Below are 16000 nucleotides of genomic sequence, written 5' to 3' on the forward strand. Positions count from 1 at the left end.
GTCACGCCCGGCGGGATGGGCCTACAATCGACTGGCCCGCCGGCGCTGCGCCGTGTGGGCGACCCCAGACAATATGGCCAGCAATGGCCGCACAACGCGATGGCCGGTGCTTCGGCGGCGCAGTCTGTCCGCCGCTCCCGGCCTCACCGGGTGGAGACCATGACCGATCTGTCCGACCTGCGCAAGGCAGGCGCCGAAGCCGAGGCCGCTACCGTGGCGCCGGCACCCGCGCCCGCCGGCGCGCCGACCCACAAGGTCCGCTTCGTTACGGCCGCATCCTTGTTCGACGGCCACGATGCTTCGATCAACATCATGCGCCGCATCCTGCAGGCGCAGGGCTGCGAGGTGATCCACCTCGGCCACAACCGCTCGGTCGAGGAAGTCGTCGCGGCCGCGCTGCAGGAGGACGTCCAGGGCATCGCCGTGTCGAGCTACCAGGGCGGCCACGTCGAGTACTTCAAGTACATGGTCGACCTGCTGCGCGAGCGCGGCGGCGCGCATATCCAGGTGTTCGGCGGCGGCGGCGGCGTGATCGTGCCGGCCGAGATCCGCGAACTGCAGGATTACGGCGTGGCGCGCATCTACAGCCCCGAGGACGGCCAGCGCTTGGGTCTGGCCGGCATGATCGGCGACATGGTGCGGCGCTGCGACTTCGACCTGTCGCGCCACGCTCCGGCGACGCTCGACACGCTGCGCGCCGGCGATCGCCGCGCGCTGGCGCAATGGATCACGGTGCTCGAGAACGGCAAGGCCGATCCCGCGCTGGCCGCCGCGCTGCATGCGGACGCCGCCGGCATCGCGACCCCGGTGCTGGGCGTGACCGGCACCGGCGGCGCCGGCAAATCGTCGCTGACCGACGAGCTGATCCGCCGCTTCCGGCTCGATCAGCAGGACAGCCTGCGCATCGCGGTGATTTCGATCGACCCGTCGCGCCGGCGTACCGGCGGCGCGCTGCTGGGCGACCGGATCCGCATGAACGCGATCCACCATCCGCACATCTACATGCGCTCGCTGGCCACACGCGACGCCGCCAGCGAGGTGTCGCGGGCGCTGCCGGACGCGCTGGCGGCCTGCAAGGTCGCCGGCTTCGACCTGATCGTCGTCGAGACCTCGGGCATCGGCCAGGGCGACGCGGCGATCGTGCCCCACGTCGACCTGTCCCTGTACGTGATGACGCCCGAGTTCGGCGCGGCCAGCCAGCTCGAGAAGATCGACATGCTGGACTTCGCCGACTTCGTCGCGATCAACAAGTTCGACCGCAAGGGCGCGCAGGACGCGTGGCGCGACGTCGCCAGGCAGATGCAGCGCAACCGCGAGCAATGGCATGCGCGCGCCGAGGACATGCCGGTCTATGGCACCCAGGCCTCGCGCTTCAACGACGACGGCGTGACGATGCTGTACCTGGGCCTGCGCGAGGCGCTGGCCGCGCGCGGCCTGGTGCTGCGCGAGGGCACGCTGCCGCGGCTGGCGGGACGGCAGAGCACCGGCCGCAACGCGATCGTGCCGCCGGCGCGCAGCCGCTATCTGGCCGAGCTGGCCGATACCGTGCGCGCCTATCACAAGCGCGTGGCCGCGCAGAGCCGGATCGCCCGCGAGCGGCAGCAGCTGCGCGAGGCGCGCCGCATGCTGGCGGAGGCGCCGGCTGCCGCCGGGGCCGACCCGTCGCAGGCCCTGCAGGGCCTGCAGGCGCTCGAGGCCGAGCGCGACGGCGCGCTGGGCGCGACCGAGCGCGCGCTGCTGGCCGGCTGGCCCGCGCTGCGCGACGCCTACAGCGGCGACGAGCACGTCGTCACGATCCGCGGCAAGGAGCTGCGCACCGGCCTCGTGACCACCACGCTGTCGGGCACGCGCCTGCGCAAGGTGGCGCTGCCGCGCATCACCGACGAGGGCGAGCTGCTGCGCTGGCTGATGCGCGAGAACCTGCCCGGCTATTTCCCCTACACCGCGGGCGTCTTTCCCTTCAAGCGCGAGAACGAGGATCCGACGCGGATGTTCGCCGGCGAGGGCGATGCCTTCCGCACCAACCGCCGCTTCAAGCTGGTCTCCGAAGGCATGCCGGCCAAGCGGCTGTCGACGGCATTCGATTCGGTCACGCTGTACGGCGAAGACCCGGACCTGCGTCCCGACATCTATGGCAAGGTCGGCAATTCCGGCGTGTCGATCGCGACGCTCGACGACATGAAGGTGCTGTACGACGGCTTCGACCTGATCGATCCGCAGACCTCGGTGTCGATGACGATCAACGGCCCGGCGCCGGCGATCCTGGCGATGTTCATGAATACCGCGATCGACCAGCAGCTCGAGCGCTTCCGCCGCGAGCAGGGCCGCGAGCCCGATGCCGGCGAGGCCGCGAAGATCCGCGCGATGGTGCTGCAGAACGTGCGCGGCACCGTGCAGGCCGACATCCTGAAGGAGGACCAGGGCCAGAACACCTGCATCTTCTCGACCGAGTTCTCGCTGAAGGTGATGGGCGACATCCAGCAGTACTTCGTCGATCATCAGGTGCGCAACTTCTACTCGGTGTCGATCTCCGGCTATCACATCGCCGAGGCGGGCGCCAATCCGATCTCGCAGCTGGCCTTCACGCTGGCCAACGGCTTTACCTATGTCGAGGCCTATCTGGCGCGCGGCATGCATATCGACGACTTCGCCCCCAATCTGTCGTTCTTCTTCTCGAACGGCATGGACCCGGAGTACAGCGTGCTGGGCCGCGTCGCGCGCCGCATCTGGGCCGTCACGCTGCGCGACAAGTACGGCGCCAACGAGCGCAGCCAGAAGCTGAAGTACCACATCCAGACCTCGGGCCGCTCGCTGCACGCGCAGGAGATCGATTTCAACGACATCCGCACCACGCTGCAGGCGCTGATCGCGATCTACGACAACTGCAATTCGCTGCACACCAATGCCTACGACGAGGCCATCACCACGCCGACGGCCGAGTCGGTGCGGCGCGCGCTGGCGATCCAGCTGATCATCAATCGCGAATGGGGCGTTGCCAAGTGCGAGAACCCGAACCAGGGCAGCTTCCTGATCGAGGAACTGACCGACCTGGTCGAGGAGGCGGTGCTGCAGGAGTTCGAGCGGATCGCCGAGCGCGGCGGCGTGCTCGGCGCAATGGAGACCGGCTACCAGCGCGCCAGGATCCAGGAAGAGTCGATGTATTACGAGCAGCGCAAGCATGACGGCACGCTGCCGATCATCGGCGTCAATACCTTCCGCAATCCCGATGGCGATCCGACCCCGGCCACGCTCGAGCTGGCGCGCTCCAGCGAGGACGAGAAGCAGAGCCAGCTGCAACGGCTGCAGGACTTCCACGCCCGCCATGCCGACCAGGCTCCGGCGATGCTGGCGCGGCTGCGCCAGGCCGTGATCGACGACGAGAACGTGTTCGCGGTGCTGATGGACGCGGTGCGGGTCTGCTCGCTGGGGCAGATCACGCATGCGCTGTTCGAGGTCGGCGGCCAGTATCGCCGCAACATGTAGCGCTTGCCGAACGGCACGACAGCGCCGGGCCGCAGTGCCCGGCGCTGTCGTTTTCCGCGGCCATCTTCGCGCGCCGCAATTTCGCACGACCGTGCGTTAAACTCGCAGGCGGCGCGCCTTGCCGCCGCCACGCATTCCCGAACCGGAGCTCACGGTGTACGACCCGAACAATATCTTTGCCCGAATCCTGCGAGGCGAGCTGCCTTGCCACAAGGTCTACGAGGACGCCGACACGCTGGCGTTCATGGACATCATGCCGCAGTCCGACGGCCACGTGCTGGTGCTGCCCAAGGAGCCCGCCGCCGAGCTGTTCGAGCTGTCGGAAGGCGCCGCGCAGGCAGCGATCCGCACGACCCAGCGCATCGCCCGCGCGGTGCGGGATGCGTTCGAACCGGACGGCCTGTCGATCGGCCAGTTCAACGGCGCCGCCGCCGGCCAGACCGTGCCGCACGTGCATTTCCATATCGTGCCGCGCTACGCCGACCGCCCGCTGCGCGGCCACGCGAGCGAGCCGCAGGATCCGGCGGTGCTGCAGCAGCACGCGGCGCGCATCGTCGCGGCGCTGGGCTGACGCTCACCGCATTGGCGCCATCCGCATCCATCGCATTCCATACCCATTCCATTCACATTCCATTGGCACGCAGGGAGACAGCATGACAATCCAAACCGTCGGCATCATCGGCGCAGGCACCATGGGCAACGGCATCGCGCAGGCATGCGCGGTGGTCGGGCTCGATGTCGTGATGGTCGATATCAGCCAGGGCGCGGTCGACAAGGGCATCGCCACCATCGCCGGCAGCCTGGACCGCCTGATCAAGAAGGACAAGATCACCGAGGCCGACAAGGCCGCCGCGCTGGCGCGCGTGCGCGGCTCGACCGCCTACGAGGACCTGAAGGCCGCGCAGATCGTGATCGAGGCGGCCACCGAGAATTACGAGCTCAAGCTCAAGATCCTGAAGCAGGTCGATGCGCTGGTCGGCGACGACACCATCGTCGCGTCCAATACCTCGTCGATCTCGATCACCAAGCTGGCCGCGGCGATCGACCGGCCCGAACGCTTCATCGGCATGCATTTCTTCAACCCGGTGCCGATGATGGCGCTGGTCGAGCTGATCCGCGGCCTGCAGACCAGCGACGCCACGCACGCGGCGGTCGAGCAGCTGTCGAAGCAGCTCGGCAAGTATCCGATCACGGTGAAGAACAGCCCGGGCTTCGTCGTCAATCGGATCCTGTGCCCGATGATCAACGAGGCCTTCTGCGTGCTCGGCGAAGGCCTGGCCTCGCCCGAGGAGATCGACGAAGGCATGAAGCTCGGCTGCAATCATCCGATCGGCCCGCTGGCGCTGGCCGACATGATCGGGCTCGACACGATGCTGGCCGTGATGGAGGTGCTGTACGCCGAGTTCGGCGATCCGAAGTACCGGCCCGCGATGCTGATGCGCGAGATGGTGGCCGCCGGTTATCTCGGCCGCAAGACGGGACGCGGCGTCTACGTCTACAGCCAGAGCCGGTAACACACCCCGGCCGCTGACACGCCCTTCATCACGCACCGGTCGGCTGCCTGCGAACCGGCCGCGCCGCGCTCGACGCGTGCGCCGGTTCGCGCCTTCTCCTGGTCCCGTCCGCCTCCGCTTTCCGCCCTTCCTCGCGCCTCGCTTCTCCCGTCTTCTCCACCGTCCGCGTCGTGCCCGAGTACGAGTACGCGCGAATGACGCGCAGCGCGCCGCGTGGTGCCATTTCCATCGACAAAGAATCGGTCGCTTTCCGAAAAGTGGCCACGTTGCGATCCGTACGATGACCGCCTTCACTCACCCTATGAGGATCGAAAGTCATGGCGACGTTTATCGGACAGGTGAAAAAGACGACGTACGAGCAGTACTACCAGGAGGTGCAAAGCAATCCGGGCGACTTCGTTGCGCGCGTCTTCGGACAGAAGGCCAGCGGCTCGGAGCCGAGCGGCCGGTTCGAGATCGGCGACAACGTCTTCACGCTGAAGCTGGTCACCAAGGGCAAGACACGGCAGCTATGCATCGAGCGCCAGTTCGAGAACGGCGAATCGTTGGTGGAGATGCGCATCCGGCAGCTGATGGACTATCTGTTCTTCCGCAGCAGCACGCGTTCGATGGAGCGCGCGCTGCGCAGCGGGTCCGCCATCACGACCGGTCTGGTCAGGGGCCTGCGCGGTCATGCCGATCGCATCGTCGAGGAGCTGTGGCCGGGCTTCGATGCACCGGGCGCCGAAGCGGGGGCCGGGACCTCCGAACGGCGCGGCAACGCGGCGCTGTCGAATCGGCGTCCGATCTCGGAGCGCGCGCTGGGCACGCTGGTCTCGCTGAACCCGGGAGAAATCGACGCATGGATCCGCTGTCCCGAGGGCGGTCCGGTGAGCCTGGAGCGGATCGACCGCGGCAAGACCAGAATCGAGGGCGAGGTTCTGGTGCTGTCCTTCAAGAGCGCAGGCGATGCCATCGAGTTCCGACTGCACGCCCGGGGTAGCGGCTCGGCCGAGCGCAAGGAGCGCGCCCGCCGCGACATGGAGCGCTTGCTGTCGATTGCCAGGGGCGACCGAGAGGACTGCGGTTACCGGAACATGGCCGAACTGATGGGCCGCTACATGGTCGCGACGATCGAGGACGAAGCCCCGCGGCTGCTGGAGCAGTGGGCCCGCGGAATCCTGGCCGATGAGGGGAATCACGATGTCAGGCCGCTGCTGATCGGCACGGTCAGGAAGGATGGCAGCCTGGAGTCGACGCGGGCGACGCGGCGGGCCCTGGCCCGCGCCGTCGACGAAGCCATGGCGTCGTGCCGGGCTTGCGCGGCACAGCGCTTCCAGGCCATCCTCAATGGCGTGTGCCGCGACAAGGCCGATCAGATCGTATCCGCGGTGCTCGATGCACGCGCGAGCCTGATCGAGGCGATCCAGCAGAAGGCCAAGCCCTTTGTCGCCGGACAGCGGCTCGCCGCGTTCGTGCGCCAGGTCGTGCAGGAGCGCGGTGTGTCGGCCGCCGCCGCGCAGGCGCTGCACGACGACCGCCCGGCTGGCGCCGCCTTGCCCGAGGGCGTGCGACTGGCACGCTTTACCCGCAAGCCGGGGCTGCTCGATTGGATCTCGGGCGAGCGGACTCACGAGGAGGTGCTGGCGGTCGCGTCGCGCAAGGATGGCGAGGCCTTGCGCTTCGTGCCGCAGGGACGGCCGAGCCTGGCGAAGTGGGCATGGAAGACCATCCGCCTGGCCGAGGTACCCAGCAATGTCGAGGCCGATGCCAAGGCATTGCATCAGACGGTATTCGACGTTTCGCTGGGCCAGTTCTACCAGAGGGAGATCGTTCCGCTTCTCGGCGAGAGCGTGCGCCGGCTCCAGAGCCAATTCGCCTTCGAGTGGAAAGCCGAAGAAGACGTGCCGACCGAGCTGTTGCTCCGGCTGACGTCCAGCCTGCGCATCGGCAATACCACTTGCGGCTACCTCCATCGCTGGGCGGGCGAAGCGGCCGGGGCAGGCGGTGCCGGGGGGCTATCTGCCGAACGCGTCGTCGTCGCCGACGAGATCGAGGTGCTTTCCGGTCCGATCGCCGAGCAGCCGATCTCGCCGCAACAGGCCGCGGCGTACGTGCTGCGGCAGGAACTGAAGTCCGTGGTCCCCCCGGTCGTCACGGTGGCGGAAACGGACTGCGAGAAGCCCGTCACGGTCTACACCGAGGGCAAGTTCGAGTCCTTGCATCAGTTTGACCTGGACGCGCCGCGCAAGCCGAACGATCGCCCGCAGCGGCATTCAGTGGACAAGGGCAAGTCGCCGAACGCTCAGCAGCCAGCCGCATCGCCTTCTTCCACGTCTTCCACGTCTTCCACGGCTTCCACGGCTTCCACGGCTTCCACGTCTTCCACGGCTTCCACGTCTTCCACGGCTTCCACGGCTTCCACGGCTTCCACGCCTGCCACGGCTTCCACGCCTGCCACGGCTTCCACGTCTTCCACGGCTTCCACGCCTGCCACGGCTTCCACACCTGCCACGCCTGCCACGGTGTTGCCGTCCGCGCCGCCGCTGCCCGGACAGGTGCCAGCCGGGCAAACGGCGCCGGTCTGAATCCGATGCCTCATTCGCCGTACTGGCGCAATCCTTCGAGATCGAGCACCTCGATCTCGCCATAGTCGACCCGAACCAGGCCCTGCTGCTCCAACACCTTCAGGGCCTGGTTCGCCCGCTGCCGCGAAATGCCGGCCAGCAGTCCGATCTCTTCCTGCGAAATTTCCAGCTTGGTGCCGATGCCGGGATAGAGGTGCTCGTTGAACAGCGACGACACCGCCCGCGCTACGCGCGAGTCGATATCGAGCAGCCGTTCGTATTCGACCGCGGCGATGAACTGTCCGAGCCGCTCGTTGAGCTGCGTCAGCAGAAAGCGCGTGAACGGCAGGCTGGTATCGAGCAGCCATTGGAAGGTCTCGCGCGGCAGGAAGGCGATGCGCGAATGGCGCAGCGCCATCACGTCGTACTTGCGGATCTCGTGCTTCAGCGCGGCCCCTTCGCCGAACCAGCCGCCGGTCGGCACGCCGGTGAAGGTCACCGACTTGCCCGATGGCGACACCGTCGTGATCTTGACGATCCCCTCCAGTACGCCGAGCCAGTGTTCGGCCATCTCGCCCTTGTGGCAGACGTAGTCGCCGGGGTTGTATTCGCGCACGAACATGGCCTGCCGCACCCGCTGGCGCTGTTCGTCGCTGAGGTCGGCGGCCCAGATGCACCGGTCCAGAAAGTCGTTGAGCATGCCTGCTAGGCTCCGGTCGGGAGTCCGGCAAGGACTCCGCTAGGGATTAACCCGGAATTGTCACCGACGTGACAACCGGGGGGAGGGGCATCGGCTATCTTACGTTCACCACGGACCGACCCGCGCACGAAGCGCGGCCACGATATCCCTGGCGCGCCGCGGCCTGCTGGCCTTCGGACGACCAGCGGCAAGTATAACGATCGGCACCGGCGCTTGGCACCGGCGGGAACCCACCCGCCGGAGGGACAGGAGACAGCGATGCAGGACAGGTCGGCAACGACCTTCCCGCGACTGCTGCTGGCGCATGCGCAGCAGCGGCCGGATCATCCGGCCTATCGCGAGAAGGATCTCGGTATCTGGCAGACGAGCAGCTGGTCGCAGGCGGCGCAAGAGGTACGCGCGCTGGCATGCGGGCTGGCCGCGCTCGGCTTCGGCCGCGGCATGAACCTGGCGGTGGTCGGCGACAATCGCCCCCGGCTGTACTGGGCCATGACCGCCGCGCAGGCGCTGGGCGGCGTGCCGGTGCCGCTGTACCAGGACGCGATCGCCAGCGAGATGGTCTATGTGCTGCGCGACGCCGAAATCGCGTTCGCGGTGGTCGAGGACCAGGAGCAGGTCGACAAGCTGCTCGAGGTCGAGCAGGACCTGGCGGCGCAGGGCGGTGCGGTGCGCCATCTGATCTACGAAGACCCGCGCGGGCTGCGCGACTACGACCATCCGTCGCTGATGTCGTACGAGCGCCTGCAGGAGATCGGCCGCGAATACGACCGCGCGCATCCGGGCTTCTTCGACCAGGCCGTGGCGGCCGGCGATCCGGACGATACCGCGATCATCCTGTACACCTCGGGCACCACCGGCAAGCCCAAGGGCGTCTGCCATTCGCATCGCGGGCTGATCGGCGCGGCGATGCACGGCTGCGAATTCGACCGGCTCGGCCCCGACGACGACGTGCTGTCGTACCTGCCGATGGCCTGGGTCGGCGACAACCTGTTCTCGTACGCGCAGGCGCTGGCCGCGGGCTTCACCGTCAATTGCCCCGAGTCGCGCGAGACCGTGATGACGGATCTGCGCGAGATCGGCCCGACCTACTACTTCGCGCCGCCCCGCATCTACGAAAGCCTGCTGACCCAGGTGATGATCCGCATGGAGGACGCCGGCTGGGTCAAGCGCAAGCTGTTCGATTGGGCCATGGCGGTGGCGCGCCGCTGCGGCGCCGACATCCTCGATCGCCGCCCGGTGCCGCTGGGCGAACGGATGCGCTACGCGCTGGGCGAATGGCTGGTCTACGGCCCGCTGCGCAACGTGCTCGGCATGAGCCGGATCCGCGTGGCCTATACCGCGGGCGAGGCGATCGGCCCGGACCTGTTCCGCTTCTATCGCTCGATCGGCATCAACCTGAAGCAGTTCTATGGCCAGACCGAGACCTGCGCCTATGTCTGCCTGCAGCCCGACGGCCAGGTCAAGTTCGACTCGGTCGGCCCGGCCGCGCCCGGCATGGAGATCCGCATCGCCGAGAACGGCGAGGTGCTGGTGCGCGGCGTGGGGCTGCTGAAGGCCTATTACAAGCGCGACGATGCGACGCGCGAGGCGATCAACGACGAGGGCTACTTCATGACGGGCGACGCCGGCGTGATCGACGCCGACGGCCATCTGAAGATCATCGATCGCGCCAAGGACGTCGGCAAGCTGGCCGACGGCTCGATGTTCGCGCCCAAGTACATCGAGAACAAGCTCAAGTTCTTCCCCTACATCAAGGAGGCGGTGGCCTTCGGCACCGGCCGCGACCGCGTCTGCGCCTTCGTCAACATCGATTTCGAGGCGGTCGGCAACTGGGCCGAACGGCGCCATCTGCCGTACGCGGGCTATATCGACCTGGCCGCGCAGCCGCAGGTGATCGAGCTGATCACCGAATGCGTGGAGCAGGTCAATGCGGACCTCGCCAAGGATCCGGCGCTGTCCGGCTCGCAGATCGCGCGCTTCCTGATCCTGCACAAGGAGCTCGACCCCGACGACGACGAGCTGACGCGCACGCGCAAGGTGCGGCGCGGCTTCATCGCGGAGAAGTACGGCGTGCTGATCGACGCGCTGTATGCCGGACGCGCGGAGCAGTTCATCGAGACGCGCGTCAAGTTCGAGGACGGGCGCGAGGGCAGCGTCAGCGCGACGCTGAAGCTGGTGGATGCCCGGCGCTTCCCGCCGGCGGGAGCGGCGCAGGCCGCGGCGGCAACGCAGGCCGGCGCGGCAGCGCCCGCCGAGCAAGCGGCATAGCAGGGGCAGGAGGATGACGCAGATGGCGTGGCAAGGCGTGGAGCGGCGGGCCGACGGCTCGCCTGAATGGGCGGGCGCGGGGCCGGGTGCGGGGACCAGCGCGGCCGGAGAGCCGCTGGCCGAAGGCGGCGTGGCGATCGAGGCGGAGTCGAAGTCGAACCAGCGTGCGACAGGGGCGACAGCGACGCGGCATGGCGAGGTGATCCTCGACCTGCAGCATATCTCGCTGTCGTTCGGCGGCGTCAAGGCGCTGACCGATATCTCGTTCGACGTGCGCGAGCACGAGATCCGCGCGATCATCGGCCCGAACGGCGCCGGCAAGAGTTCGATGCTGAACGTGATCAACGGCGTCTATCACCCGCAGCAGGGCCGCATCGTGTTCCGCGGCGAGGAGCGGCGCAAGATGAATCCGACCGCCGCCGCGCGCCAGGGCATCGCCCGTACCTTCCAGAACATCGCGTTGTTCAAGGGCATGACCGTGCTCGACAACATCATGACCGGACGCAATACACGCTTTCGCTCCGGTCTGCTGGCCAACGCGCTGTGGTGGGGGCCCGCTCGCAACGAGGAGATCGCGCACCGGCGCAAGGTCGAGGAGGTGATCGACTTCCTCGAGATCCAGTCGATCCGCAAGACGCCGGTGGGGCGCCTGCCCTACGGCCTGCAGAAGCGCGTCGAACTGGCGCGCGCGCTGGCGGCCGAGCCGTCGCTGCTGCTGCTCGACGAGCCGATGGCCGGCATGAACGTCGAGGAGAAGCAGGACATGTGCCGCTTCATCCTGGACGTCAACCAGCAATTCGGCACCACGATCGTGCTGATCGAGCATGACATGGGCGTGGTGATGGACATCTCCGACCGCGTGGTGGTGCTCGACTACGGCAAGAAGATCGGCGACGGCACGCCCGAGCAGGTCAAGTCCAACCCCGAGGTGATCCGCGCCTACCTGGGCGCGACGCACTGAACGGCATCGCCCACTTGCGCAACGCTGACTCCCGTCCTTCACCGAGGCCACGCCGATGACCTTCTTCTTCGAAATCCTGCTCGGCGGACTGCTGTCCGGGCTGATGTACTCGCTGGTGGCGCTCGGCTTCGTGCTGATCTACAAGGCCTCCGGCGTGTTCAACTTCGCGCAGGGCGCGATGGTCTATTTCGCCGCGCTGGCCGTGGTCGGGCTGATGGACAAGGGCATGCCGATGTGGGCGGCGGTGATCGGCGCTTTCCTGGTGATGACGCTGGTCGGCATCGGCACCGAACGCTTCGTGCTGCGCAAGCTGGTCAACCAGCCGCCGATCACGCTGTTCATGGCGACCATCGGCCTGTCGTTCTTCCTCGAAGGGCTGGGGCCGCTGCTGTTCGGCAACGAGGTGCGGCCGATCCAGCTGGGCATCGTCGACGAGCCGATCGAGGCGATCCTGACCCGCTTCAATATCGTGATCTCGAAGTTCGACCTTGCCGCGGCGGCGATCGCCGGCGTGCTGGTCGCCACGCTGGCGCTGTTCTTCCAGTACACCAAGGTCGGCCGCGCGCTGCGCGCGGTGGCGGACGACCACCAGGCCGCGCTGTCGCTGGGCATTCCGCTGCAGAACATCTGGGCGATCGTCTGGGGCGTGGCCGGCTTCGTCGCGCTGGTGGCCGGCATGCTGTGGGGCTCGCGCAATGGGGTGCAATTCGCGCTGACGCTGACCGCGCTGAAGGCGCTGCCGGTGCTGATCCTCGGTGGCTTCACCTCGGTGCCGGGCGCGATCGTCGGCGGGCTGATCATCGGCGCCTCCGAGAAGCTGGCCGAGATCTATATCCCGCCGGTGTTCCAGTCGATGTTCGGCGGCAACTTCGGCGGCATCGAAGGCTGGTTCCCCTATGTGTTCGCGCTGCTGTTCCTGCTGGTGCGGCCCGAAGGGCTGTTCGGCGAAAAGCATATCGACCGCGTGTGACGGTCCCCAACGATCCAGCGGCACGACGCCAGGGAGTCGCCCATGTTCTATCGTGAAGCCGGCCAGTTCAAGACCGACTATGTCGCCGACAGCCAGATCTTTCCGATCCGGCAGGACCGCATCGGCTTCGCCGTGCTGCTCGCGCTCGCCTTCGTCGGCGTGCCGCTGATCGGCAGCGAGTACTGGTTCTCGGCGATCCTGATCCCCTTCCTGATCTTCTCGCTGGCCGCGCTGGGGCTGAACATCCTGACCGGCTACGCGGGCCAGCTGTCGCTGGGCACCGCGGCCTTCATGGCGGTCGGCGCCTACGCGGCGTACAACTTCCAGCTGCGCATCGAGGGGCTGCCGGTGCTGCTGACGTTCGTGCTGGCCGGGCTGTCGGCCGCGCTGGTCGGCGTGGCCTTCGGCCTGCCGTCGCTGCGGATCAAGGGCTTCTATCTGGCGGTGGCGACACTTGCCGCGCAGTTCTTCGTGGTGTGGGCGCTGACCAAGTTCCCCTGGTTCTCGAACAACAGCTCGTCGGGCGTGATCACCGCGCAGCAGCTGGACCTGTTCGGCCTGCCGATCGACACGCCGATGCGCAAGTACCTGTTCGTGCTGGCGATCGTCACGGTGCTGGCGCTGATCGCCAAGAACCTGGTGCGCTCGTCGACCGGACGCGCATGGATGTCGGTGCGCGACATGGACGTGGCCGCCGAGGTCATCGGCATCCCGCTGATGCGCACCAAGCTGCTGGCCTTCGCCGTCAGCTCGTTCTACTGCGGCGTGGCGGGCGCGCTGTATGCGTTCTGCTACCTGGGTTCGGTCGAGCCGGACGGCTTCTCGCTGGACCTGTCGTTCCGCGTGCTGTTCATGATCATCATCGGCGGCGTCGGCAGCATCCTCGGTTCCTTCCTCGGCGCCGCGTTCATCCTGCTGCTGCCGATCCTGCTCGACAACATGCTGCCGCCGCTGGCCGCGCTGCTGCACCTGCCGTTCACCAATGCGACGGTCTCGCACATCCAGATGATGGTGTTCGGCGGCCTGATCATCTTCTTCCTGATCGTCGAGCCGCACGGCCTGGCTCGGCTGTGGCAGATCGGCAAGGAGAAGCTGCGGCTGTGGCCGTTCCCGCATTGACGCCGTGTCGACGGGGCACGCGTCGGTGTCATGCAAACGGGTCGTTGGACAACAACGCCATAACAATGCACCTGCCAAGGTGAAGGAGACAGTGATGAGCAACCTGATTCGCAATGCCCAGCGCGTCGCGCTGGCAGTCGGCGCGGCCGCCGCGCTGCTGGTGCCGGCGCTGCCGGCGCAGGCCCAGAGCGGCGAGCAGTTCATCGCGCTGCCGAGCTACCGGGTCGGGCCGTATGGCGCCAACGGGCAGTCCTGGTACGGCGGCTTTATCGACTATCTGAACTACGTCAATCTGAAGGAAGGCGGCGTCAACGGCGTCAAGCTCAGCTGGGAAGAGTGCGAGACCGAGTACAACAACGCCAAGGGCGTCGAATGCTATGAGCGCCTGAAGGGCAAGAACCCGACCACCAAGGGCACCGCCTACCATTCGATGTCGACCGGCATCTCGTACGCGCTGGTCGACAAGACCGCGGCCGACAAGGTGCCGCTGGTGATGATGGGCTATGGCCGCACCGATGCGGTGGACGGCTCGGTGTTCCCCTACGCCTTCCCGCTGGTGACGACCTACCAGATGCAGGTGTCGGCGATCGTCAAGTACCTGGCCGGCAAGAGCGGCGGTTCGCTGGCCGGCAAGAAGATCGTCTACCTGTACCACGACTCTGCCTACGGCAAGGAGCCGATCGTCGCGCTGCAGGCCGAGGCCAGGCTCGGCAAGTTCGACCTGATCGAGATCCCGGTCGCGCATCCGGGCAACGAGCAGGGCGCGCAATGGCTGCGCATCCGCCAGGAGCGGCCCGACTACGTGATCTTCTGGGGCTGGGGCGTGATGAACCAGACCGCGCTGAAGGCAGCGCAGAAGGTCGGCTATCCGCGCGACAAGATGATCGGCTCGTGGTGGGCCGGCTCCGAGGAGGACACCGTGCCCGCGGGCGACGCCGCCAAGGGCTACATGAGCGCGACCTGGAACGTGGCCGGCAAGGGCGTGCCCCTGATCGCCGATATCGAGAAGGTGGTCTACGGCGGCGGCAAGGGCAATATGCAGGACCGCAACAAGATCGGCTCGGTGCTGTACAACCGCGGCGTGTCGGCGGCGGTGGTCACGGTCGAGGCCATTCGCGTCGCGCAGAACAAGTTCGGCAAGGGCAAGCCGATGAGCGGCGAGCAGATGCGCTGGGCCTTCGAGAACCTGAACCTGACCAACGCGCGGCTGCAGCAGCTCGGCGCCACCGGCCTGCTGCCGGAGATCAAGACCAGCTGCGAAAACCACGAGGGTTCGGGCAAGGTCAAGATCCAGCAATGGGACGGCGCCAAGTGGACCGTGGTGTCGGACTGGATCGAGGGCAACAAGGGCCTGATCCACCCGCTGTTCAAGGCCAACGCGGCGCAGTACGCGAAGGAGAAGGGCATCACGCCGGCGTGCGCGAAGTCGTGATGCGCATCTTGAAGCTTGCGTAGGGGTTCTCCCTCTTCCCGATCTCCCGCCCGGAGCGGGAGAGGGAGAACACCGCCGCGCCCCGCTATCACTACCGAGGTCCACCATGACCCTGCTGTCCATCAACAACATCGAAGTGATCTACGACCACGTGATCCTGGTGCTCAAGGGCGTGTCGCTCGACGTGCCGGAGGGCAGCATCGTGGCGCTGCTGGGGGCCAACGGGGCGGGCAAGACCACCACGCTGAAGGCGATCTCGAACCTGCTGCGCGCCGAGCGCGGCGACGTGACCAAGGGCTCGATCGAATACCGCGGCGCGCGCGTGGACCAGCTGACGCCGAACGATCTGGTCAAGCGCGGCGTGATCCAGGTAATGGAAGGCCGCCACTGCTTCGCCCACCTGACCATCGAGGAGAACCTGCTGACCGGCGCCTATACGCGCGGACTGTCGCGCGGCGAAACGCGCGACGAGCTCGACAAGATCTACACCTACTTTCCGCGCCTGAAGACCCGGCGCAAGTCGCAGGCCGGCTATACGTCCGGCGGCGAGCAGCAGATGTGCGCGATCGGCCGGGCCATGATGGCCAAGCCCAATATGGTGCTGCTCGACGAGCCGTCGATGGGGCTGGCGCCGCAGATCGTCGAGGAGATCTTCGAGATCGTGCGCGACCTGAACCAGCGCGAGCGCGTCAGCTTCCTGCTGGCCGAGCAGAACACGATGGTCGCGCTGCGCTATGCGGACTACGGCTACATCCTCGAGAACGGCCGCGTGGTGATGGACGGCGCCGCCGAGGCGCTGCGCACCAACGAGGACGTCAAGGAGTTCTACCTCGGCGTGGCCGCCAACGATGCCGACGGCGGCGGCCGCAAGTCGTTCCGCGACGTCAAGAGCTACCGCCGGCGCAAGCGCTGGCTCGCCTGAGCGGCGCGCGGACCGGCTGGCCCGCGCGGCGATCGGCGCCGGCAACTTGCCTTGCCCAGCCGCGGCCGTATCCGGTATCGCCCGG

At 67.4% G+C, this 16000-nt stretch carries 11 protein-coding genes; 10 read left to right on the plus strand and 1 reads right to left on the minus strand.

Going from position 1 to position 16000, the window contains the following annotated elements:
- The first annotated feature begins 159 nt into the window (after window positions 1-159).
- The 4 genes from icmF to FOB47_RS26010 all read left to right on the plus strand — a co-directional run bounded on the left by icmF (window position 160) and on the right by FOB47_RS26010 (window position 7564).
- Window positions 160-3483, plus strand: a complete 3324-nt coding sequence (icmF, locus tag FOB47_RS11425; protein WP_174781132.1) for a fused isobutyryl-CoA mutase/GTPase IcmF — start codon at window positions 160-162, stop codon at window positions 3481-3483.
- Window positions 3484-3637: 154 nt separating this feature from the next.
- Window positions 3638-4054 (plus strand): HIT family protein, encoded by a 417-nt coding sequence (locus tag FOB47_RS11430; protein WP_226994817.1) that lies wholly within the window; start codon window positions 3638-3640, stop codon window positions 4052-4054.
- An 82-nt stretch (window positions 4055-4136) separates the two neighbouring features.
- Window positions 4137-4997, plus strand: a complete 861-nt coding sequence (locus FOB47_RS11435) for a 3-hydroxybutyryl-CoA dehydrogenase (RefSeq protein ID WP_174781133.1) — start codon at window positions 4137-4139, stop codon at window positions 4995-4997.
- A 317-nt stretch (window positions 4998-5314) separates the two neighbouring features.
- The gene (locus FOB47_RS26010) at window positions 5315-7564 is read left to right on the plus strand and encodes a hypothetical protein (RefSeq protein WP_217488929.1); all 2250 of its coding nucleotides are present in this window, start codon (window positions 5315-5317) and stop codon (window positions 7562-7564) included.
- A 10-nt stretch (window positions 7565-7574) separates the two neighbouring features.
- Here FOB47_RS26010 and FOB47_RS11445 read toward each other — a convergent pair whose 3' ends face one another.
- The gene (locus tag FOB47_RS11445) at window positions 7575-8243 is read right to left on the minus strand and encodes a Crp/Fnr family transcriptional regulator (protein WP_053820980.1); all 669 of its coding nucleotides are present in this window, start codon (window positions 8241-8243) and stop codon (window positions 7575-7577) included.
- A 258-nt stretch (window positions 8244-8501) separates the two neighbouring features.
- Here FOB47_RS11445 and FOB47_RS11450 point away from each other — a divergent pair, with 258 nt between their 5' ends.
- The 6 genes from FOB47_RS11450 (at window position 8502) to FOB47_RS11475 (ending at window position 15915) form a co-directional block, all read left to right on the plus strand.
- The gene (locus FOB47_RS11450; RefSeq protein WP_174781134.1) at window positions 8502-10511 is read left to right on the plus strand and encodes an AMP-dependent synthetase/ligase; all 2010 of its coding nucleotides are present in this window, start codon (window positions 8502-8504) and stop codon (window positions 10509-10511) included.
- Between the two features lie 13 nt (window positions 10512-10524).
- Window positions 10525-11472, plus strand: coding sequence for an ABC transporter ATP-binding protein (locus FOB47_RS11455; protein WP_174781135.1), 948 nt, complete (start codon window positions 10525-10527; stop codon window positions 11470-11472).
- A 55-nt stretch (window positions 11473-11527) separates the two neighbouring features.
- Entirely contained in the window at window positions 11528-12442 is a 915-nt protein-coding gene (locus tag FOB47_RS11460; RefSeq protein ID WP_053820983.1) for a branched-chain amino acid ABC transporter permease, read from the plus strand.
- A gap of 42 nt (window positions 12443-12484) precedes the next feature.
- Window positions 12485-13561, plus strand: a complete 1077-nt coding sequence (locus tag FOB47_RS11465) for a branched-chain amino acid ABC transporter permease (RefSeq protein ID WP_006578244.1) — start codon at window positions 12485-12487, stop codon at window positions 13559-13561.
- A 94-nt stretch (window positions 13562-13655) separates the two neighbouring features.
- The gene (locus FOB47_RS11470) at window positions 13656-14993 is read left to right on the plus strand and encodes an ABC transporter substrate-binding protein (RefSeq protein ID WP_151023406.1); all 1338 of its coding nucleotides are present in this window, start codon (window positions 13656-13658) and stop codon (window positions 14991-14993) included.
- Window positions 14994-15099: 106 nt separating this feature from the next.
- The gene (locus tag FOB47_RS11475) at window positions 15100-15915 is read left to right on the plus strand and encodes an ABC transporter ATP-binding protein (protein WP_006578243.1); all 816 of its coding nucleotides are present in this window, start codon (window positions 15100-15102) and stop codon (window positions 15913-15915) included.
- Window positions 15916-16000: the final 85 nt, after the last annotated feature.

This window comes from Cupriavidus gilardii (assembly GCF_013347325.1).
Taxonomy (GTDB): domain Bacteria; phylum Pseudomonadota; class Gammaproteobacteria; order Burkholderiales; family Burkholderiaceae; genus Cupriavidus; species Cupriavidus gilardii.

Coding starts and splice junctions, on each gene's coding strand:
- icmF (WP_174781132.1), top strand. CDS start 160: ATGACCGATCTGTCCGACCTGCGCAAGGCAGGCGCCGAAGCCGAGGCC.
- FOB47_RS11435 (WP_174781133.1), top strand. CDS start 4,137: ATGACAATCCAAACCGTCGGCATCATCGGCGCAGGCACCATGGGCAAC.
- FOB47_RS26010 (WP_217488929.1), top strand. CDS start 5,315: ATGGCGACGTTTATCGGACAGGTGAAAAAGACGACGTACGAGCAGTAC.
- FOB47_RS11445 (WP_053820980.1), bottom strand. CDS start 8,243: ATGCTCAACGACTTTCTGGACCGGTGCATCTGGGCCGCCGACCTCAGC.
- FOB47_RS11450 (WP_174781134.1), top strand. CDS start 8,502: ATGCAGGACAGGTCGGCAACGACCTTCCCGCGACTGCTGCTGGCGCAT.
- FOB47_RS11455 (WP_174781135.1), top strand. CDS start 10,525: ATGACGCAGATGGCGTGGCAAGGCGTGGAGCGGCGGGCCGACGGCTCG.
- FOB47_RS11460 (WP_053820983.1), top strand. CDS start 11,528: ATGACCTTCTTCTTCGAAATCCTGCTCGGCGGACTGCTGTCCGGGCTG.
- FOB47_RS11465 (WP_006578244.1), top strand. CDS start 12,485: ATGTTCTATCGTGAAGCCGGCCAGTTCAAGACCGACTATGTCGCCGAC.
- FOB47_RS11470 (WP_151023406.1), top strand. CDS start 13,656: ATGAGCAACCTGATTCGCAATGCCCAGCGCGTCGCGCTGGCAGTCGGC.
- FOB47_RS11475 (WP_006578243.1), top strand. CDS start 15,100: ATGACCCTGCTGTCCATCAACAACATCGAAGTGATCTACGACCACGTG.